The organism is Paraflavitalea sp. (assembly GCF_059502485.1).
This window is the reverse complement of record NZ_JCACET010000008.1, coordinates 1,633,579-1,655,233: the sequence shown is the minus strand read 5'-3', so window position 1 is coordinate 1,655,233 and position 21,655 is coordinate 1,633,579. Positions and strand designations below refer to the sequence as shown.

Here is a 21,655-nt window from a genome sequence, read left to right as displayed (position 1 = left end):
ATGTTTACGCGATATTTAAGACCCGGCTATCCAAACTTCCACTTTGGATAGCCATTTTTATCAATAGACGAACTATTTACTGGTTTTTACATCCTTCTCCTTTTACCAATATGGTTGTATCGTTTTCTCTATTCCATGTTGAGCGGGTAAGATCGCCCAGAATGTCGAGGATCTCCTCTAATGACTTGCCCGACAGATCAACAGTGAAGCGGCAATTGTGCAAAGCTTCATTGCTAAACTTCAGCTCTACATTGTAGCGGCCGCCAATCAGCAAAGCTGCTTCTTCAAACCGGATATCTTCGAACTGCAAGTCATCATCTTTCCATTGTATTATTTTCTTAGTATCTACTTTGGCCAGGTGTGGTGTGGCTGTTTGTTTCTCAATGACCAACTGATCTCCGGCCTGTAGAATGCTCAGAGCTTTTTTACTGTTTTGCCGCTGCACCTGCACTTTTCCGCGCTCTACTGTAACTGCCAGCAAGCTGTCTTTGGTATATGCGCGAATGTTGAATGCAGTGCCTAATACGCGGGTAACGAATGCGCCGGTATGCACCATAAATGGCTTGCCGGGATTATGTTTTACATCGAAGAAGGCTTCGCCGGTGAGGGTTACTTCGCGGGTGGAATCGCTGAAGGCAGCGGGATAATCGAGGTGGCTGTCTTTGTTGAGGGTAACTGTTGTGCCATCCGGCAGGGTAATGACCCGCACGGATATTTCTTTTGCCAATGCGGCCGGTGTTACTTTTTCTGAGGGTGTTCGTGTGAAAAGCCACCAGCCCAATGCTACACATAGCAACAGGGATGCGGCTACCATGATATAGCTGTTCCTGTTGCCGATGGTGCGCACCTTGCGGTTGTAACCTGTTTCGTATTTATCGATCTTTTGTTGTACGCGGTTGAAGACTCTATCCAGCTCGTCGTGGCTGGTGGGATGGGTATCTTCTTCTTTTTGCCATTGCTCCTGTAGCTCCTGCAGCACGAAGTCATTTTCGGAGAGCTCCGACATCAGTTGCCAAAACTCCTCCAGTTCCTGCCGGGAGATGGTATTGTCCAGGTATTTCTTAAAGAGGTATTTTAACCGGATGGGGTTTGAAGACATATGGCATCGTTGTTAACCTTATAAGACGACGGCCGAAAGGGGGGAGTACTATTGACATTGAAAATATTTTTCGGCAATCGGCAGTCGACAATCGGCAATGCGTTTGAGACGATAATGGCAGACGGTGGAAATTCTCTAATTATTCATCAGGATGCCGAGGATGATGGCGCCGGAAACGTCGTGGTTGTGGAGGAACTGGCGGATGGACTTGAGGGATTCGGCAATGGTATTGCGGACCGTATTGCGGGAGAGCTGGAGGCGGTTGGCTATTTCATCATGGGTAAGTCCTTCTACTCTGCTCATGGTGAAGACCATTTTGCGCTGTGGGGAGAGTTGGTCGATGGCCTGGGTGACCAGGTGCTGGTACTCATTATCGAGCAGCCTATGATCGGCTTCCTGCTCGCGGGTGGCTTCCATTTCCTTACGGATGAGTTTATGAAGGCGGGCATTGCGGGCAGCCATTTTAAAGAAGTCGAGCGCTTTGTTGTGGGCTACTTTCTGGAGGAAGGCGTCAAGGTGTCGGATATCCTGGATGAACTCCCGGCCAACCCATAGCTTGACGAAGATGTCGATGGTTATTTCTTCTGCAATCTCTCTTGACTTGGTAACGCGCAGGAGATAGTTGTAGAATTTGCTGTAATGCAATTCGAAAAGCTGCTTGAATGCCTTTTCGTTGCCAGCCGAAACCTCCTGCAGTAAGTTTGTTTCCTCCATCATGTGTTGCAATCGTTGGGGTGGTAGCTCTAATCAGGTGTTGAAATTAGGAAAGTTTTTCGATGTGCGCCAAATTGCCGATCGGGGTAACAGTGTAACCTGGGCAGGGGGCATGGCGGTCATGATGACAGGGGCGGACCAGTAGGAGGTCAGGATGGGATATGGGTGAGGTATTGAGGAGATGAGGAGCAGGGTCCGGGAAAAGTCCGGATAAGGTCCGGATAACCTCCGGAAAAGGTCCGGATAAGGGTACCTGGATCACCGGGCGGTTTGGGCTGGAGTCAAGGCGGGAGAAGAGAGACTTAAGGCAGATGACTGATTGATAATCATATTTTTATTACAAATCATCGTGTTTTTGTTTTGATTCGGGTCGGCGTTCGATTCAATGTTGCCACATTTAAGTCTGATCTTCGGGCCTTGGCTTGGTAATCTGATGTCTTGCCAAGTTGGCAGGCCGGGAAGCTTTTGGCTTTAGTCCCGGGTCGCCGTCCTTTTGCTTCGTTAGCAGATTTCTCACTACGCCGCTACCTCCTTCATTTTAAGCTCCCGAATGGCTTCGTTCGAAATGACGACACCCGATAGACTGCTCCGTTTGAAATGGCAACATTCCCTACCTGCTGCTCTCCTATCTATTTGTAATATAAGACAAAAAGAGGGTTTTGGATTCCAGGTTTTCGATTTTTATTTGGAAGCGAATAGGTGGGCTGTTATCTTTGCCGTCCGAAAATTTCAACCGCTTTGGTTAAAGCTTCAGTGGTTAAAATGGGGGATTAGCTCAGTTGGCTAGAGCGCTAGCATGGCATGTTAGAGGTCATCGGTTCGACCCCGATATCCTCCACCAAAGCGGGGACATTACTATTTTTAGTTTTGTCCCCGTTTTTTTTGCTCTCCCTGGCAACCGTCAATTTTCGGCGTAATTCAAGGTCGGTCATGCCCTGCATGGATTAGCATATCCAACCTTACAAGAAATAGTTGTTCCTCGATTTTATTGGTTGTTCCTCGATTGTGCTTTTACCAGGCTATCGCTCTATTTTAGGTTTGAGGCACAAACTAAAAATCATGAAAAATAGCCTCCTACTATTTACAGCTATTCTTTTTTTGATCATGTTTTTGGCCTGCAAAAAAGATTCAGATACGGCACAGTCAAATGGGCAGCAATTTGCCAACTCGCCTACCTGTGCTTATTATAGCTATGAGGCTACAGGCGCCGGGCAATATGGGCAGTTTATCACCTTTTTTGATTTAAGAAGCACTACCACTGCGGAGAAAAAATTCTTTAAAGTGCAATTAAAGTTCCAGGGAGTCAGGGATTCTTTTGAAGTGACTACTGCACCACAAAGCATCAACAGTATTGCCCCAGGCTTTCCATCAGAGATTACTGCCTACCCGGGGTATGGATGGGTAAACCAATGGACCAATCCGCAATACCGGTTATTGTCAACTGGCGGAGGCAGTTATTATAAGGATACTATACCAAGAAATCCACAAAGCAATATTTATTACCTGTATCAAAATTTTTTAGGGGGTGCATTAAAAGGTGAGTGGCCGCAAAGCAACTTTGATAATTATTCCGTTCCTACCGGTGTCAACGGACAAAATACATTCTATAGCCGTACTATTTTTTATTTCAAGAAGGGTTTGTGTTTAAAATCTGATGTGTCGTCACAACCTGAACTTATTACTTCATTTTATACTGGAGCACCTACTGTTTACGATTGGTCAAATATCGATGCTGCTATACAAATACAGCAACCAGCTACTGTACCTGGTGTTGCAGCATACAATTTTTACTTCTTCGATTTTAAAAACTGGCGGTATTTCATCTGGAAACAATTTGGCAATCCAATATTCAACAACACAGTTCAATTAGCTACCACTTTTGAAGGCTACCAAAGTTTAAATAATTTTTGTAAATGGCCTGCTGACTGGGGCAAACGATAATTACTTAAAAAGAAAGAAATATGAAAATAATAGCTTTTTTATTGGCAATAATTGTTGCCTCACAAGTTACAACTGCTCAAACCACTGAACATACTCCACCTAAAGATGGTGTTTGGTATAAAATAAGGGTGGTGCAAACGGGAAAATACCTTTCTGTTGAAAACGCCAGTAAAGACAATGGCGCCAGAATAGTGCAGTTGGATCATACTGGCAGAGCGAATCAAAAATTCCAGGCAAAAAAACATACTGATGGAACGTACTCGTTTTTTGCCGGCCATAGCAGTAAATCCATCTGTGCCGACAAAGGAGATGGCAGGGAAGGCGATTTGATCATTCAAAACACCTTATCGGAGTATTTTGGTAAGTGGTACTTAACCAAACTTACCAACTGCGGTCTTGGGTGGAAGGTGCAATACAAAACAAGTTCAGGCAAACCTCTGCAGGTAAGCAGTGTAAATAATGGAGCGCATTGCCAGCTGATAGAACCAATATATCAGGATGGAGATGTTGATTGCCCTTACAATTACATCTTTGAAATAACAGATGCACCGGCACCGGAAATTCAAAAAGGAAAAACAGTGATGCCTGTTAAAAGCGGGGCGATCATAAAGAAGCAGGGGTAGTGTAAGAAGAATCCCGCTGGTATTTATTGCTATTCGTCGCTTAATTTGAATGTCAGTTTCCAGTACTTACCTGTGTTGTCTTTTGTCAATAGTGTATTCCTGCTGATACAGGTAATGTTCTCAAGGAAGACGTTTGCTTTGGCATTCAGAAACACTCTTGTCTTAACCAGGCCGTTATTGATCTCTCCTATTTGCACCTGTTGTGTTTCGTCGGTGCCGGGGTTATTGATGCAGGCAAAGTCTTTCTTATTCTGCGCAAAAACAGGCGGCCCGATCAGCGTATCGATGGTACCGGTTAAACGATTAACTAAGTAATACTCTTCGTCATTATAACCTATTCGCTTTACGAGGGAAAGCTTTGTGTCCTTAATATCTCCTATATATTCGTATACCTCGTGGTTCTCATTTGAGGTATTGTCTTTAAAAACCTTTGGCGCTTTCCCCGCTATAGGTATTATCAGTTTGCCTGATTGTTTTTTTATCTGTGCATTCTGTGAAAGATACCCGACGTCTTTGCACAGACCATATTGTTCTTTTCTGATCTCAGCGTAGTTATGAGTGACCCGTCTTTGAGCTACCACAGAAAAAGGCAGCATAAACAGGGCAGTTATTACAAGCAAACGACTGGTATAATTGGACATAGCAACAATATAGATCATTAACGCTGGCATTTACAATAGCCGGAGGTTACAGGTTCAGTTTCAGTGCTTTCTACATAATAACACTATAATATTGCTAATATGAGATAAGTTTATTTACTTTGTATTACAAAGTGCTTTTATAATACTTATAAACAGCCCTCTACTTTTAAATAACTAATGGTGATGAAGACTTTTGTAGCGGATACTTCTATTGTAAAGAAAATCTGGAGCACGACTGATATTACGCTTTTCATATTTGCCGGCGCTTCCGCAGAGTTTGCCTTAAACAAAGAGGTGGACTGGCTGTATTTTACCGGCAAAATTCCGGGTGACCCGATAGGCCGTTTATTCTCCACTGTCAAGTATGCACAGTACATTATCTTCAGAGAGGAAAAGGCGGCTATTTCATCGATCGATAAAATAAACGCTATACATAGCCATGTCGAGTCTGCCCGTGGAGCAAAGATTTCCAATGAAGGCTACCAGGATGTTTTGTATATGTTGATCTATTATTCGATCTCTTCTTTTGAATTACTGGAAAGGAAGTTAACTGATGAAGAGAAGGATGAAGTTGTAAGTACCTTTGCCCGGATCGGTCATCAAATGCACATCCGGGATATTCCTACTACGTACGCTGCGTGGAAAGTGGTTTATGAATCTCAACTCACCCGCAACCTTCAGAAGAGTTCTTTTACTGAAGATCTCTTCAAGCAATACAAAAAGCATTTGGGCGCATTTCGTTATTTCTTACTGCTGAATGTTCAAAAGCTGCTTGTATCGAAACATGTGAACAAACTACTTGGATTAGGACGTGCCGGGTTTATTCGCTTATTCGTTCCTTTCTACCGGCAGTTCCGTAAGTTCAGCTTGCATAAGCAACTTATTTATATAATGGTGCCGCCAAAATTTATCAACCAGGTAAAATCTATGGGCCACCCTGCGTAAGGGTTCACGAAATGCAGTGAGTTTAATCATGGATCAACGAAATAAAGTGGCATTCAAAAAAGCCTGCATACTTCAAATTATTCATTAGCAGCTCATTGTTGACATGGCATACTGGTTGTATTACTGTTGATAACTCAACAGTACCATGCATACCGGAAAATCATACTCGCTTTCTGAATTCCTGTTTTGGACCCGCAAGAGTATCTTATGGCTTTTGTTATTGGGCACTCTTCCGACAGTTTTATATGAGGTGTTTGACCTCAAATGGTTGTCGCTTCCCTGGCCGGTTGTGGCACTGATCGGTACTGCTACCGCTTTTATTGTGGGGTTTAAGAACGTGCAGACTTATAACCGTACCTGGGAGGCGCGGACTGTTTGGGGTGCAGCCATGGGCGCCAGCCGGGCATGGGCAACCATGTGCAGGGACTTTTTTGATAACCCTCAAAAGTCGAAGGAGCTGATCTATCGTCACCTCGCATGGCTCACGGCATTGCGTTATCAATTGAGAACGCCCAGAGCATGGGAAACTATCATCAAGGGGCATAATGCCGAGTACATGGCCTCCTACTCTATTCCCGAAGCAGAAACACCGCTGGAAGTAGAATTAGCAAAATATATTCCGGCAGATGAAGTGCAGTATGTTTTATCGTCCAAAAATGTGTCGGGGCAATTGCTTAACCTGCAAAGCAAAACACTCAAGGAACTATACGAAACCGGGTTGGTTGATAATTACCGGTTTATGGATATGCATGGTGCTATGCGCGAGTTTTTCTCTCACCAGGGCAAGAGTGAACGGATCAAGAACTTTCCTTATCCCAGACAATATGCCACCATCAATAAATTTTTCGTGAACCTGTTTTGCTTTCTGTTGCCTTTTGCCATGTTGGGTGAATTTGAAAAGTTCAATGAAGATATTACCGGGTTTCTGAAGGGGAATGCTGTTTGGCTTGTTATTCCTTTTAGTGTTTTAATCTCCTGGGTTTACATTTCCCTGGAGCAGGTTGGTGAGAGTACAGAGAATCCTTTCGAAGGGAATGCCAATGATGTGCCTATCTCACAGATGAGCCGGGCCGTGGAAATCGATCTCCGGGAAATGCTTGGTGAAAAAGATCTACCTACGGCGCTACAGCCGAAAAATAATATCATTTTGTAGAAATGATAGCTACGCCTGAGACGGGTCCGCATTCTTGTGGACCCTTTTTCAGTTAGTTGGAAAGGTAACAAGTTGATAGGTTGACATGGGCCTGCATTGTCATGTATTTGCAACGCACTTGATAAGTTTCTTTTCGCGTAAGTGCTTTTTCCCGATTGGGATAGGGTTTGGCGTGTCGATCAGACAATTTTGCGGGCATCAAAATTACTGCATCCCATGAGCAAGCACTTTCCCCTCAAGCCGCTGGCTTGTATTTGTATTGTATTATCCATCCTAACTATACCCATAAGCGCTCACAGCCAAACTACCGGTACTGTTAAAGGTACTGCTACCACTTCGGATGGTAAACCAGCACCTTATGTAACCATCGAGCTTTCCGGAAAATACAAACCGGTACTGACCAACGACAAGGGTGGATTTGTTCTATCCAATATCGCTCCAGGTAATTATACCATTACTGCTTCGCTGGTAGGCCATCAGCCATTGCAGCAAGCTGTAACAGTGGAGGCAGACAAAACAGCTACTGTAGCATTTCAACTGAAGACCTCCGAGCAACAATTGTCGGAGGTGATCGTGAGCGCCAACACTAAATCTTACATTGCCGCCAAGGCTTCTACCTCGCTGCGACTGAATGCTGAGCTGATAGAAATACCGCAAAACATTACGGTTGCCACCAAGCAGACGCTCACCGATATGGGCTTGCTTACCAAAAGTGAGATCTTCCGTATTTCCAGTGCCATCACTAAAAGTTATGGCTCTGAACTCGATCTGACTTTCCAGATCCGTGGCATGGATGCTACTTATGGTACTTACCGCAATGGCGTGGGTGGCCCTATCTGGTGGAATGCGCAGGAGGATGCGGCGATGATCGAGCGCATGGAATTTGTGAAAGGGCCAGCAGGTTTTATGCTGTCCAATGCAGAGCCCGGTGGTCTTGTGAATGTAGTTACCAAACAACCAACACATCAACGTGTTACAGAGATAGGTTTTGGTGTTGGCAGCTGGAATATGATGCGTACTTATGCCGACCTCGGTGGAGAGTTTGTAAAGGATGGCAAACTGACTTATCGCCTAAATATAGGTGGCGAAAAGAAAAACGAGTATTACCAGTTTGGTGATTTTTACCGCTACTGGATCTGTCCGGTGATCAAATATGACTTTGATGAGAATACCAGTGTTACGCTGGAGCATAACTATGTGAAAGCTGCCACGCTGGCCAACTCCCAATACTCCGCGACAGTCAATGAAGATTTTACTGCGCTCCCGATCGATCTGGCTATTGTAGATCCCAACCTCAATAAGTTTTGGGGCGCCGATGTGTACACCCGTGTGCATCTAAAGCATAAGTTAAATAACAAATGGACCATCAATGCACAGGCTGCTCATATGACTACAGACTGGGATGGTACTACTATGTATCCTGAAGGAATAAGCCCCACAAAGGATACAATCTACCGTTATGTATCTTCCAGCGACTGGTGGGGTAAGCTTACCAACATTCAACTTTTTGCAGATGGCAAGTTTTACACCGGCAGGCATATCGAGCACAAAGTGCTTATCGGTATAGATTATGGCAATGGCGGCGAAGGAAGTACTTCGAATGGCAACTGGGGAGAAAATAAATATCCGCTTGCTATCAACAATCCGACTTATTATTTGCCTAAAGCGGATTTTGAGTTAACCCCAGACAATATATACACCTGGCAGGCAACCAATAAATGGCAGGCGTTGTATGTGCAAGATCACATTAAACTGTATGACAAGCTTATCGTAACGCTTGCGGGTAGGTTTACACAATTGAAGACCGGTCAGGATTATAACTCTCCTGATGATCCTGCTTATGAAGTGACTGACAATAAGTTTACGCCGCGTCTTGGTCTTACTTATATGTTTACGCCCAACTTATCAGTATATGCCATGCACGATGAAAGTTTCCTCTCTCAGCGTGGGGCCATCTTTGGCGGCGGCAGGCTTCCTGCACTCGTTGGAAGTAATAATGAGATTGGCATTAAGGCGCTGTTGTTCAACAAGCAGCTATCTATTACGGCTTCTGTTTATGACATGCGCAAGAATGACGTAGGCACTTCTGATTTTGATCATCCGGGCTTCTATCTTAAGACGGGGCAGATACGCAGTACAGGTCTGGACCTGGACATAGCGGGTAAGATAAATGCCAATGTTTACGTGAATATCAACTATGCTTATGTAAACCCACGTATTACGAAAGATGCAGAGCCGACTTATGTTGGGCTGCAAAACTCCGGCACCTGTAAGAACCTCGCCAATTTCTGGCTGAAGTATCAGGTGAATAGCGGTATCCTCAGAGGTTTTGGTGTTGGCGCCGGCGTACAGTACACCGATAAACGGAGTGCCGTATCTCCCGGTTGGAATCACGAAAAGGGTAACAAATATCTTCCTGACTATACTTTGTTTGATGCTGCGCTGAGTTATACCAATGGCAAGTTTGGCATCAACTTAAATGCTTATAATCTTTCGGGTAAAAGGTATGCTACCGGTGGCTGGTGGTATCCTGAATTCAATGAGTATATGTTTTATCAGGGTACGCCCAGGAACTTCAGGTTGCAAACCACTTTCAGGTTATAATTTTTTGGGCCCAAGGCCCAGGAATAGGGCTGCGAGGCTACAAGCCTCGCAGAGCTGAGAAAGGTTCACAGGTTGCTGTGGACCTTTTTTATTGTATGCCACCCAATCGTTGCAATACTTCTTTTTGGTAGGATATACCAATGGGGATCATGTGTCCGTGAATATCGATTTCGCTGGCTGCATAGGAATCGATATGGCTTGTTGAGATGATATATGATCTGTGTATACGGATAAATTTATCTGCGGGCAGGTTTTCTTCAAAATGCATCAGGGTTTGATAGGTCATTATCGTCTTTTTTGTAGTATGGATCTTTACATAATCTTTCAGTCCTTCTATGTACAGGATGTCCTGGAGCAACACCCTGACCATTTTTTTATCGACTTTAACGTATATGAATGCTTCTTCGTTTTGCTGTTTCTCTCCTACCGCCTGAAATTCTTTGCCTGCTTTTTGGGTAAGCTCTTCAAACTTATTTACTGCTTTTAAGAACCGCTCGAATGAAACTGGCTTGAGGAGGTAGTCTATAGCATTTAATTCATAACCTTCCAATGCAAACTCTCTATGTGCGGTGGTAAATATTACGACCGGAGGGTCTTGCAGTGTGCGTAATAAAGCGATGCCACTCAACCGAGGCATGTTGATGTCCAAAAACAATAGATCGACCTTGTTGGCACGTATTACATTGTATGCTTCAGTACCATCGGCACAAGCGGCTACCAGATGCAGGTGATCCAACTGTGTTATATAGTTTTCCAATATTTCCCGGGCAAGGGTTTCATCATCGGCTATGACGCAACTGATCTTCTTCATATATCTATCTTTAGGTAAGCCTTAAATGTTTCTTTTTGTTCGGTGATTTCCAACGTGTATCGCCGGGGATAGGCCAGTTCAAGCCGCTTTCTCAGGTTAGCCAATCCAAAGCCATTAGCTGTGGGTCTATCCCCCGCCCGATAACTGTTCTCAACATTCAGGGTTAGCGTTCCTGCTGTCATATTCAGATGTATGCTGATCCATCCAGCTCCTCCGCTAATTCCGTGCTTGAAGGCATTTTCAACCAGGGGCAACAGCAGCAATGGCGTAACCAAGGCATCGGGGTTGTCGCACTTCGACTGAAAGGTAAGTTCAAGGCGATCGGCAAACCGCATTTGCTCTATGCCTATATAGTTTTGAATGTGTTTTATTTCTTTGCCGATGGTTACTTTTTCGTTGCTGGCCTCGTAAAGCATGTATTGCATCAGATCGGATAGCCGCAGGATCGCTTCCGGCGCCTGCTTCGCTCCTTTTAACGAGAGTGCATATATGCTGTTCAGTGTGTTAAAGAAGAAGTGTGGGTTTATCTGCGCTTTCAGCAGGTTCATTTCCACGTTGAACTTTTCTTTTTCGATCGTTCGTAATAGCTTTTCGCGTCGCCAGGCAGTTTGCATGAGTTGCAACACCATTGCCAAGGCCAATACTGGTATCAGTTGTAGTGACAATCTTACTATTCGTACCGGTATCCAAAGATGTTTTGTCTCGAGCTGGTATCTCTCCGGATCATATACCTGCTCCCAGGGCAATACAAAATAGTGTGTAAGTACTCTCTTGAGCACCCCTCCTAAAAATACCAGTACAATTACAGCTATTGCATAGCGTATATATTTCCCATGCTTGTACCAGGTGGGCATCAGCAGGTATAAATTGATATAGGTAACTGCCATTGTAACTGGCAGGCTTGCCACGGTTTGGGGAACCAGCCTGAAGGTGAGCTTATCCGTATCTTCCCAGTCATAGCTCATAGCAGCATAGATCAAATAGCCCAACCAAAATAAAGCATGTTGGCCGATGGTCGCATATCTGTTTGTCCTGAAAACCATATTCGAAGTCCTGATTCTTATATTAACGCCCTGCAAATGCCAATTGGTCGAAAAAGCTCCCTATCGCTATAAGGAAAGTATTTTTTTGCGGCCTCAAATTACTGATATGAAATCTTGTGTAATTCATTCGCTGATCATTTTAACATTTACCTCGTTTTCTCTACAGGCTCAGCAAAGCCAGGATACTGTTCACTTGGCTAATCTTAGAAAATCCGGTCTCTATGATGCTAAGCAGGGTAAGAACTTCCCGGACTTTACTTATCAATTCAGCTCAGAACCCAACCTTGTGAAATTACGCAGAAAATATAACCTGGACTCTGTTGCCGGCAAGGGCACTGATGTTCAAAAGGCGATCCGCCTGCTTGAATGGTTCCACAACCAGGTGCCGCATGAGGATACGCTGAATATCCGGCCTTTGAATGCAGAGAATATCATAACACATTACCGTACAACCGGAAGAGGGCAAGGTTGTTATCCGCTTGCCATTGGCATGAATGAGGTATTATTGAGCATGGGCTTTCAGTCGAGGGTCGTTATCTGTTTCTCAAACAAATATCCCAGGCCAGACGGCGGGCATGTGATCAATGCGGTGTACATTCCTTCGCTTACGAAGTGGATCTATATGGACCCGCAGGATAATGCGTATATAAAAGATGAACTGAATAATTTTCTCAGTATTGAAGAGGTGCGGCAACGGCTGATTGACAACAAGCCGCTTATCATTAATGAAACGGCTAATTATCACCAGGTGCCTACCAACGCAGCCGAATACCTGTATCAATTTATGGCCGAGCACCTGTATCGTGTTATTTGTCCGCTGAATAGTCAATACAATGGGCAGACACAGGAGAAAGGTAAAACGATCTATTATGTTGAACTGTTACCTACAGGCAGCGTTGACCCAGCAATCGATATGTTTGAAACGGGATTTTATAGCAACTCCAAGGTGATTACGGTACATACTAATAATAATGTGCTGTTTTGGGAAAGGCCAAGACAAACAGAACTGCAAAACTAATTGGGCTAAAGCCCATAGAGGGTTTTATTTTTTGTCCCGGCCCTAAAGGACCGGGCAATTTGGACGTTTACTTCGATAGGGCCAGAGGCCCTGAAATAGAACTGCGAGGCTACAAGCCTCGCAGAGCTGCAACAACTTTTGATGTATTGTAGCCAGAGGCTACGGAATACACTCACTCGCCAGAGGCGAGCGAGTGAAAACAAACTTTAGTAGTTGCTTATGCTGTATAAGCTGCTACCCACTTGTTTTTGATATCTCTTCTTGCGTTGATGAATTCGAGGTCGGTGCCTTGTGCGATGGGGTCGATTGGGTAACGCAGAGGGCGGGTGCCTTTTTCCATGTTGATCAGGTTCAGTATTCCGTCGGCTATTTGCTGGGGGTCCATATCGAACTGGGCCATTTTGCCGAACAGGGCTGTTCCGATCGCATTGAACTTGTTTGCTGCCGCTTCGCCGTAGGCTGTTGTGATCTCGGCTTTGTCTGACTGAACGCCTGCCTTGACGCCGTTGTTCATTTCTGTAGGGAATACGCCCGGCTGTATGCTCACGTTTTCTATTCCGTATTCGCTCAGTTCATCCTGTAACCCTTCTGTAATGCTTTCCACGCCGAATTTTGAAGCGAGGTAGGGCACCATGAATGGCAATGTGTGGCCGCTGGCACCTGAGGTAAGGTTGATGATCAAACCATTTTTAGCTGCGCGCATGGCTGGCAATACTGCCTGATAGGTCCTTACAACGCCATAGAAGTTTACTTCAAACATCTTCCTGATCTGATCTATTGAAAACGCTTCCAGCAATCCAAATCCTGCAACGCCTGCATTGTTGACCAGTACATCGATCTTTCCGTGTTTCTTCAGTGTTGTTTCAAAGGCTGTTTTTACTGATGTATCGCTGGTAACATCTATTTCCACGACATCGATGTTGGGAAGTGCTGCCAACTCTTTGGCCACTGCTTCGTTTTTACCTTTTATGTCGCGCATGCCTGCGATTACTGTGTGGCCTGCTTTGGCAAGGGTGATGGCTGTCAGCTTTCCAAAGCCTGTGCTTGTTCCGGTGATGAATATTATCTTTTTCATTTTCTGTTTTTTTATTTGTTATCGATGGTACAAAGTTGGCCTTGCAGACACCCCTGTTCCATTGATAAATAATAAAAAAGCTCTTGACATACATCAAGAGCTTTCTCGTCATAAATCCCAGTCTATTACTTTTTGGCGTTGTTTTTCCTTATCCTGCTCAGGGTTTCCGGTGTGATGCCCAGGTAGGAGGCGATCATGTGTTGCGGTACCCGGAGGGCCAGTTGGGGATACCTGTTGAGAAAGTACTGGTACTTTTCTACGGCGTCGCCGCTTATGTTGACATTGATCCTTTGCTGGCTTGCTGCAAAGCTTCTTTCAACGACTGCCGTAACCAACTCATTGAGTGGCTGAATGTTTTTTGTCAACTCTGTAAACTTCTCCCTGGGTATCAGCAATATCACCGAATCTTCAATAGCATCTATATTGTACCTGGAGGGTTTTCCTGTCAGGAGGCTTTCACGATCGCCTGTCCACCAGTTTTCCATGGCAAAGCTGATGATGTGCTCATTTCCTTTATCGTCTATCGTATAGGTTCTTACAACTCCCTGGGCAACAAAGGCGTTGTAGCGCCAGACATCGCCTTCCTGGAGCAGGTACTGGTTCTTTCTCAACTTCTTTACGGTGGTGGCTTCCTCTATCAATGCCAATTCTTCGTCACTTAATGTGATCTGTTTAAGCAGGTATTGCCGGAGTACCTCGAACATCTGTTTTAGTTTATACTGTGTGCTATTGATTTCAATAGCTGAAAGCTAAGTTCCTGCTTTTTCCATTCCCCTCCATATTCTGTCTACTGGTCAAAGAAATTTTACCTTCGCCCTACTCTGCTGTAGGTTTGAACAAATATTTATCACATGAGAATATTCACCTTCTTACTGTTTTCTATACTGCTGGCAGGCACTGCTATTGTCTGCGCCCAAACGCCAGCCCCGTCAACCAGGATAGCCGCTACCACTGAGTGGCCGGCCTATGGCAATGATGCCGGTGGTTCCCGTTTTTCGCCCTTAAAGCAGGTAAACAGTCAAAACGTAAACAAGCTGAAAGTGGCCTGGACATTCCAAACCGGTGAGTTGAAACTGTATGAAGGTACGAATGTGATGAAGCAGGCGGCTTTTGAGGCTACGCCTGTGATGGTGGGTGGTATTCTTTATTTCAGCACGCCTTCCAATCGCGTGTTTGCCATCGATGCAGCTACTGGTAAGGAGCATTGGGTATTCGATCCCCGGGTCGATCTTCGTACTGGCTATTCGGAAGTAACATCCAGGGGTGTTTCTATATGGCCGGGGAATGGCCAGCATGATCAGCGCATTTTTATTGCCACCATCGATGGCCGCCTGATTGCGCTGGATGCCTTAACAGGTAGGCCTGTTGTTTCGTTTGGCACTGGTGGCACCGTAGACCTGAGTGAAGGTATCGGTAGTAAGATCAGCGTTACTTCTGCTCCGGCTATTATTGGCAACACGATCGTTGTTGGCTCGGCCATGGGTGATAACCAGCGCTTCGATTACCCACGAGGCACTGTGCGTGCTTACGATGTCATCACCGGCGCTTTGAAATGGGGTTGGGACCCTATTCCCCGCGACTCTACCGATGCAGCCTGGAGCACCTGGAAAGGGCCTAAGGCGCATCAAGCCGGTGCAGCCAATGCGTGGGCAACTATTTCTGTAGACGCGGCGCGTGATCTTGTTTTTGTTCCTACCAGTAGTCCCAGTCCTGATTATTATGGCGGCGAACGATTGGGTCAAAACTTATATGGCAATTCGATTGTAGCGTTGCGTGCTTCCACCGGTAAACTGGTATGGTATTACCAGGTTGTTCATCATGATCTGTGGGATTATGATATTGCCGCGCAACCGATACTGACTGACATTATTAAGAATGGTCAGCAAGTTCCCGCCGTCATAGTAGGTACCAAGATAGGGCATGTTTTTGTGTTGCACCGCGAAACGGGCAAGCCTTTATTTCCTGTAGAAGAAAGGCCCGTGGCGGCTTCTGATGTGCCTGGTGAAACAGCCTGGCCCACTCAACCGTTTCCCGTGTTGCCTGCTCCGCTCGGTATTCAAAGTGTTGGTGTAAAAGATGCCTGGGGCCCTACTCCACAAGCGAAAGAAGAAGCACAAAAACGAATAGCGCAGTATACCAACAAAGGCACATTCACTCCTCCTTCTTATAAAGGCTCTCTGATAACACCCGGCAATGTTGGTGGTATCCACTGGGGTGGTATGTGTGTGGACCCGCAACAGCGATTGTTGATCACCAATATCAACTTATTGCCTGCTATCATCCGCATGGTGCCGCGTGATCAGTTGCATGAGTTTGAAGATAAAGAGACTAAGGTTGTGCGTGGTGAGAATGGCCTGCAACGGGGCACTCCTTATGTGATGAACCGCGACTACCTTTTTAAGGGAGATGAGAAGGGTATCATGATGCAAACTACTCCTCCCTGGGGCACACTCGTTGCCATCGATCTCAATAGCGGGCATAAAAAATGGGAAGTGCCATTGGGTTATCAGCTTGATCCGCAACAGTATCCCGGCGCAGAAAAGTGGGGTTCGCTGAACCTTGGCGGCGCCATTGTTACTGCTGGTAACCTGATCTTTGTTGCTGCTACGCGAGATGGTCACTTCCGCGCTTTCAACAGCAGGACCGGTGCTGAGTTATGGAAATATCTTTTGCCTGCCGGTGGCCAGGCTACTCCTATGACTTACTCAGTGAATGGTAAACAATATATTGTCATCGCTGCCGGTGGTCACGGGAAGTTTTCTACCAAGATGGGAGATTATGTGGTTGCGTTTGCACTGGAATAAGAAGTCGCAACACGCCCCTGGCATAGTCCTTTTTATATAGGTAATAGTCGTACTTTCCCCCTGTATTTTTGTACCATAAATGTTTACGTGTGAATAGGGGAACCAAACTAAAGTTCAAGCAGCTTGGGGTGATCATCATCGCCTGGATGATCATGGGTTTGCTGATGACTGTTTATGATCTGCTCGTGTTGCTGACCGATAATACACTCGGGCTTTCAGACAATTATTCTTTTCTCATCTCTGCTGCGCGCAATGTAGGCGCGGGTCTTGTGGGTGCTTTACTTGGCGGCAGCCTGCTCGTATTTTATGTGAATGTAAAGTACCAGGATAAGCCTTATGGTTATACTGTTTTCCTCGTGTGTTTCTTTTTGTTGCTGATCGTGGCGCTCATTTCTGTGATCATGGGTGTTATTTTGATACCCTCCCGAACAGGCAAGGCATTGACAGATCCCGAGTCGTGGGCAGCCTTTAAACAATTCCTGAAAGACAGTTCTCATATTAAAGCAGCTATCTTCTGGGGCTTTGTGGTGGGCGTGACGCAATTATTCCTGCAGATCAACAGTAAGTTTGGCCAGGGTGATTTCTGGAATATCATCCGCGGCAGGTATAATACGCCCAAGGAAGAGAAGCGGATCTTTATGTTCCTCGACCTGAATGCTTCTACTACGATAGCGGAGAAGCTTGGCGATGAGCAGTATCATGCTTTGCTGAAAGATTTCTTTGCTGACATTACCGTGCCTATTCTTGAAAACAAAGGGAATATTTACCAGTATGTGGGTGACGAGGTAGTGATTGCCTGGAACTATGAGGATGGGAAAGAGAACATGCAATGTATCCGGTGCTTCTTCGATATGAAACTGCATATTCAAAAGCTGAAAGATAAATACATGCAGCGTTATGGACTTGTGCCTTCTTTCAAGGCGGGTGTTCATTGTGGGCGGGTGATTGCGGGTGAAGTAGGCATCATCAAACGTGACATCACGTATTCCGGAGATGTACTGAACACTACTTCCAGGATACTTGATAAATGTGGGGAACTGAACGAAGAGGTGATCGCTTCGTCGGACCTGTTGTCGGAATTGTATTCTGTCAGGAATTATATTACGCGATCGTTGGGCGCTATCAAACTTAAAGGCAAAGAAAAAGAAGTGATGCTGGTGGCTTTGACGCCTCTTTGAAGGCAACGAGGGTTAAATTCTTTTGTCGCAGGGTGAGCCGCCCTTGGAGGGCGACCCACCCTGCGACAAACTTATACCATTACGGCTGCTTCTTTATTGTATTTGTTCTTGTAGTCGATAGGTGACAATCCGGTGATCTTTTTGAATACTGTACGGAATGCCTTGGTATCTGAGTATCCTACTTCGTACATGATCTCGTTCACATTCTTGCGGCTGTTTTCCAGGTATTTCTTGGCGGCTTCGATTTTTACTCTTTGTATATATTCTACCGGTGTGTTGTTGGTAGCTTTCTTAAAGCGTCTTTCGAAGTGACGGCGGCCAATGGCAAATCTTACAGCCAGCTCTTCCACCGATATGCGCTCTGTCACATTCTTTTCAATAAAATCCTGCGCTTGTTTGATAGATTCATCTTCATGTTTTTTCTGTCCGCTGAACATGACGAAGGGTGATTGGCTCTTGCGGTCTATTTCAATGGCGAAGAATTTAGCGATCAGGATTGCCATTTCTCTACCGGTATATTTTTCTATCAGGTATACCAGCAGGTTGAAATAGGAAGTAGCGCCTCCACTTGAATAGAGTCCATCTTCTTCTGTGATGATCCTGTCATCTACCAATGTGACCTCCGGGAACATTTCCCTGAACTCATTGGCATATATCCAATGGGTGGAGCATTTTTTACCGTTGAGCAAACCAGTGGAAGCCAACAGGAATGCGCCAATACACAGGCTGGCCACTTCTGCGCCCAATGCATGTTGTTTTACGATCCAGGGAACGAATGCTTCGTTCTTTTTCAAAGCTGCAGGCAGGTCGCCGCTAAGGGCCGGAACAAAGATCAGATCTGTTTTTTTAACGTCTTTAAGGAGTACATCTGCATGTACAGAAAAACTGCCCTGATTCAACAATACTTCTTTGGTAAGTCCTACCAACTCCACCTTGAACATGGGTGGCTTGCCTGCTTTTTTCAAGAAATCATTTACCGCTGTAAACATGTAGCGGGGATCGGTGATGGCAGCTAAAACGGCCTCTTCGGGCACAAGAATAGATACGTGTTTCATCCGTTCTTATTAATTTTTTGTTGGCCGGATATGTTTAGTATATCCGAATGAATGTTGGCCAATACGCTGGCATTGGTAGTTTGTTTCCAGTATGAATTTCGAAGGGGAGTAAATCTGTCTGTTCTGAGGAATCAAATTTATGACAAATTGCTTACTCTTTCAAACGCTTTTTTAATATGTTTTATAAGGAGTTAAGTACAGGTTATCACCATACGGAATGCAGGTTTCGTTGTACGAAAGTCAATCGATTGAGTTGCTGAATTTGGGGTTGATCGTTCAGTATTCAGTTCAACGTTTAAACATTTGAGTATAGATTCCTGGTTCTGCACGCTCGTTTGCTGACACTTTTTCCGTGTCGCAAAGCACCTGCTATTAGTCGCAAGCACACGCCGTGATCGCAAAGGGGGCCTCGTAAATTTGTATATGCAAAGCTATCCTAATGCGAAAAATTATAGTTTCTATTAACGTAACCCTTGACGGTTTTATGGCTGGCCCCCGTGGCGAACTGGATTGGCATTTCCCCCACTGGAATGAAGAGATGGCCAATTTTGCTTACGAGCAGCTGTGTTTGATGGACAGCATTTTACTGGGCCGTGTCACTTACCAGGCCATGGCTAGCTACTGGCCTTATGAAGCCAACAATACTACCTGTGGCCGCCAGGAGCAGGATTACGCCTACATGATGAATAATTACGAGAAGGTCGTGTTCTCTAAAACATTGCGCACCGTGGAGTGGAGGAACAGCCGGTTGGTGAAAAACAATATTGCCAAAGAGGTTGCTTCGCTGAAAGAGCAGCCGGGCCTGGATATGATCGTATATGGCAGCGGCAGTATCGTATCGCGGTTGATGCAACTGGACCTTGTAGATGAGTATGTGGTATGGCTGCACCCTGTTGTATTGGGGCGGGGTATTCCTTTGTTCAGGGATGTGCAAGGCAAGTATCCATTAAAGTTGTTGAGAACGAAAGCGTTTAGTTCGGGTGTGGTGGTGCTGTATTATGAGAAGGTGAAGTTGAAAGGTTTACCGGCTGGTAAGTTGAAAGGTTCACAAGTTGAAAAGTTGAAAGGAAAAGACGTTGACTCTGACTCCCTTATCAACTTTTCAACTTGTTAACTCTCCAACTCGAATTTCGGTTAACTTGCGTCAATGCATACTTTCAATGACGTTCACCAACAGTTTGCCGAATATTTTGGGATACCGGCATTGAAACCATACGCTTATCTTTTATCCAAGAAACTCAGTGAAGGGCATATTTGCCTCGACCTGGAGAAACCTCCTGCCGGCACAGAAGAGCTACCTGCCTTTTATGCCCTCCCACCTGCCGGCAGTCAGCCGCTTGCCTCCATTGCCCTCGTAGGCAAAAATGGCGATGACAGTCATCCTTTTGTATTGTATCAAAACAGGCTTTACCTGCAGCGGTACTTCCGGTATGAAACGGGCTTTCTCAACCGCATCAGACAGTTTCTTGCTGAAGAAAAAGAGCAACTACCGCAACGGCTGGCATTGTTGCAAGAGCATCGTGATTTCATCAGTCAATTGTTTGCGAACACTAATAGCAGCGCCCCTACTCAGGACGAGCAGGCCGACTGGCCGCTGGCGGCTGCCATCACCGGCATCCTGCAAAACTTTACTATCATCACCGGCGGTCCGGGAACCGGCAAGACTACTACGGTTGCCAAAATCCTTGCGATCTTATACGCTACCAATCCGGCGCTAAAGGTGGCGCTGGCAGCTCCTACCGGCAAGGCGGCTGCCCGCATGGCGGAAAGCCTTCGACAAACAAAGATCGCGCTGGAGCCTGCTATTCTGGAAAAGTTCCAGGCGCTGCATCCTTCTACCATACATCGTTTGCTGAAACCTATTGCCGGCTCACCTGCCTTCCGCCACAACCGGCAGCAACCATTGGGTTATGATGTGGTGATCGTGGATGAATGTTCCATGATCGACGTGGCTTTGTTTGCCAAACTCCTGGATGCCATTGCATCTGGTACCCGCCTGATCATGCTGGGCGATAAGGACCAGCTAGCGTCGGTGGAGGCTGGCAGTTTATTTGGCGACTTATGCCTGGCGCAGGAAAGGCTTAACGTGTTTTCAGCAGAACGGGTGCCACTGATCAATTCTTTTATTACTGATCCGCAAGCGCATATATCAGACAGCCATATCAGTGATGACCAGCGTCATCCTTTGTTCGAACACCTGGTTGAGCTACGGCGCAGTCATCGTTTCACCGGCCATACCGGTATAGGTTCTTTCAGTAAGGCCGTTATTCAAAATAATGTAAAGGCCCTGCATCAATTTTTGCCGCCTGCTACAGATGAACAGGTGATCATCGATCCTGTTTACTCTAATGCACTGTTTGAACAATTCATTGCCGGTTATGCCTCTTTTATTCATGAAAAGGAAATACCTGCGGCCTTAAAGAAGATGAATGCATTGCGGGTATTGTGTGCTGTAAGGGATGGTGATCAGGGGCTGCATGTGTTGAATACCAGGATTGAAAAATACCTTGACAGTAAAAAGTTGATTCAACTCAGTGCTCCTTTTTATGCCAACCGGCCCATCATTCTTACACGGAACTATTATGAGCATGGGCTTTTCAATGGCGATACTGGCATCATACGCCCTGATGAAGACGGTACGCTGATGGCCTGGTTTGAGGACAGCAGCGGAACACTCAGGTCTATCATGCCCGGCTATCTCAGTGAAGCAGAAACTGCATTTGCCATGACTATTCATAAAAGCCAGGGGTCTGAATTTGATGAGGTACTGGTGGTGTTACCTCCGCATGTCGACACGCCATTATTGACCAGCGAGCTGTTGTATACCGCCGTAACGCGGGCCAGGAAAAAGGCATACATACAAGGCTCACCGGAAACAATACTGGCTGCTGCTAAACGAGTGGTGGAAAGGGCTTCGGGTATTGCGGCGCGCTTTAATAATACGAATTAGA

At 45.6% G+C, this 21,655-nt stretch carries 18 protein-coding genes and 1 tRNA gene; 11 read left to right on the top strand and 8 right to left on the bottom strand.

The window, feature by feature from the left end; translation table 11 throughout:
• Positions 1-76 precede the first annotated feature (76 nt).
• On the bottom strand, positions 77-1,099 hold the full coding sequence (locus AC5JBY_RS09500) for a FecR family protein (RefSeq protein ID WP_495904339.1): 1,023 nt from the start codon (positions 1,097-1,099) through the stop codon (positions 77-79).
• Between the two features lie 135 nt (positions 1,100-1,234).
• Positions 1,235-1,816, bottom strand: a complete 582-nt coding sequence (locus tag AC5JBY_RS09495) for an RNA polymerase sigma factor (RefSeq protein ID WP_495904338.1) — start codon at positions 1,814-1,816, stop codon at positions 1,235-1,237.
• 761 nt (positions 1,817-2,577) lie between these two features.
• On the opposite strand from AC5JBY_RS09495, the gene AC5JBY_RS09490 reads away from it, so the two are divergent.
• The 3 genes from AC5JBY_RS09490 (at position 2,578) to AC5JBY_RS09480 (ending at position 4,377) form a co-directional block, all read left to right on the top strand.
• Positions 2,578-2,654: transfer RNA gene (locus tag AC5JBY_RS09490), tRNA-Ala, on the top strand.
• 218 nt (positions 2,655-2,872) lie between these two features.
• Entirely contained in the window at positions 2,873-3,754 is an 882-nt protein-coding gene (locus tag AC5JBY_RS09485; protein WP_495904337.1) for a hypothetical protein, read from the top strand.
• A gap of 20 nt (positions 3,755-3,774) precedes the next feature.
• Positions 3,775-4,377, top strand: coding sequence for an RICIN domain-containing protein (locus AC5JBY_RS09480; protein ID WP_495904336.1), 603 nt, complete (start codon positions 3,775-3,777; stop codon positions 4,375-4,377).
• Between the two features lie 29 nt (positions 4,378-4,406).
• Here AC5JBY_RS09480 and AC5JBY_RS09475 read toward each other — a convergent pair whose 3' ends face one another.
• Positions 4,407-5,036, bottom strand: a complete 630-nt coding sequence (locus tag AC5JBY_RS09475) for a hypothetical protein (protein WP_495904335.1) — start codon at positions 5,034-5,036, stop codon at positions 4,407-4,409.
• 165 nt (positions 5,037-5,201) lie between these two features.
• On the opposite strand from AC5JBY_RS09475, the gene AC5JBY_RS09470 reads away from it, so the two are divergent.
• The 3 genes from AC5JBY_RS09470 to AC5JBY_RS09460 all read left to right on the top strand — a co-directional run bounded on the left by AC5JBY_RS09470 (position 5,202) and on the right by AC5JBY_RS09460 (position 9,720).
• On the top strand, positions 5,202-5,963 hold the full coding sequence (locus AC5JBY_RS09470) for an oxygenase MpaB family protein (protein ID WP_495904334.1): 762 nt from the start codon (positions 5,202-5,204) through the stop codon (positions 5,961-5,963).
• 145 nt (positions 5,964-6,108) lie between these two features.
• Positions 6,109-7,116 carry a bestrophin family protein gene (locus tag AC5JBY_RS09465; protein ID WP_495904333.1) on the top strand — a complete coding sequence of 336 codons (1,008 nt, stop codon included), beginning with the start codon at positions 6,109-6,111 and terminating at the stop codon, positions 7,114-7,116.
• A 216-nt stretch (positions 7,117-7,332) separates the two neighbouring features.
• Positions 7,333-9,720, top strand: coding sequence for a TonB-dependent siderophore receptor (locus tag AC5JBY_RS09460; protein WP_495904332.1), 2,388 nt, complete (start codon positions 7,333-7,335; stop codon positions 9,718-9,720).
• Between the two features lie 88 nt (positions 9,721-9,808).
• On the opposite strand, the gene AC5JBY_RS09455 is transcribed toward AC5JBY_RS09460, so the two are convergent.
• Both AC5JBY_RS09455 and AC5JBY_RS09450 read right to left on the bottom strand, forming a co-directional pair.
• Positions 9,809-10,531, bottom strand: a complete 723-nt coding sequence (locus AC5JBY_RS09455; protein WP_495904331.1) for a LytR/AlgR family response regulator transcription factor — start codon at positions 10,529-10,531, stop codon at positions 9,809-9,811.
• A complete protein-coding gene (locus AC5JBY_RS09450; protein WP_495904330.1) occupies positions 10,528-11,574 on the bottom strand; it encodes a sensor histidine kinase in 1,047 nt (348 codons plus the stop codon). The genes AC5JBY_RS09455 and AC5JBY_RS09450 overlap by 4 nt, the downstream gene beginning before the upstream one ends.
• Before the next feature lie 106 nt (positions 11,575-11,680).
• Between AC5JBY_RS09450 and AC5JBY_RS09445 the strand changes: the two genes are divergently transcribed.
• Positions 11,681-12,592 carry a transglutaminase domain-containing protein gene (locus AC5JBY_RS09445; protein WP_495904329.1) on the top strand — a complete coding sequence of 304 codons (912 nt, stop codon included), beginning with the start codon at positions 11,681-11,683 and terminating at the stop codon, positions 12,590-12,592.
• Positions 12,593-12,809: 217 nt separating this feature from the next.
• Here AC5JBY_RS09445 and AC5JBY_RS09440 read toward each other — a convergent pair whose 3' ends face one another.
• A complete protein-coding gene (locus tag AC5JBY_RS09440) occupies positions 12,810-13,667 on the bottom strand; it encodes an SDR family oxidoreductase (RefSeq protein ID WP_495904328.1) in 858 nt (285 codons plus the stop codon).
• 125 nt (positions 13,668-13,792) lie between these two features.
• Complete coding sequence (locus AC5JBY_RS09435; protein ID WP_495904327.1) at positions 13,793-14,371, bottom strand: Crp/Fnr family transcriptional regulator; 579 nt, start codon at positions 14,369-14,371, stop codon at positions 13,793-13,795.
• A gap of 147 nt (positions 14,372-14,518) precedes the next feature.
• Between AC5JBY_RS09435 and AC5JBY_RS09430 the strand changes: the two genes are divergently transcribed.
• Entirely contained in the window at positions 14,519-16,471 is a 1,953-nt protein-coding gene (locus AC5JBY_RS09430) for a pyrroloquinoline quinone-dependent dehydrogenase (protein WP_495904326.1), read from the top strand.
• 89 nt (positions 16,472-16,560) lie between these two features.
• On the top strand, positions 16,561-17,649 hold the full coding sequence (locus AC5JBY_RS09425) for an adenylate/guanylate cyclase domain-containing protein (protein WP_495904325.1): 1,089 nt from the start codon (positions 16,561-16,563) through the stop codon (positions 17,647-17,649).
• Positions 17,650-17,720: 71 nt separating this feature from the next.
• Here AC5JBY_RS09425 and AC5JBY_RS09420 read toward each other — a convergent pair whose 3' ends face one another.
• Positions 17,721-18,704, bottom strand: coding sequence for a GlxA family transcriptional regulator (locus AC5JBY_RS09420; RefSeq protein ID WP_495904324.1), 984 nt, complete (start codon positions 18,702-18,704; stop codon positions 17,721-17,723).
• Positions 18,705-19,143: 439 nt separating this feature from the next.
• Between AC5JBY_RS09420 and AC5JBY_RS09415 the strand changes: the two genes are divergently transcribed.
• Positions 19,144-19,818: a dihydrofolate reductase family protein gene (locus AC5JBY_RS09415; protein ID WP_495904323.1), complete on the top strand. Its 675-nt coding sequence runs from the start codon at positions 19,144-19,146 to the stop codon at positions 19,816-19,818.
• Positions 19,819-19,851: 33 nt separating this feature from the next.
• Positions 19,852-21,654, top strand: a complete 1,803-nt coding sequence (gene recD, locus AC5JBY_RS09410; RefSeq protein WP_495904322.1) for an exodeoxyribonuclease V subunit alpha — start codon at positions 19,852-19,854, stop codon at positions 21,652-21,654.
• Position 21,655: the final 1 nt, after the last annotated feature.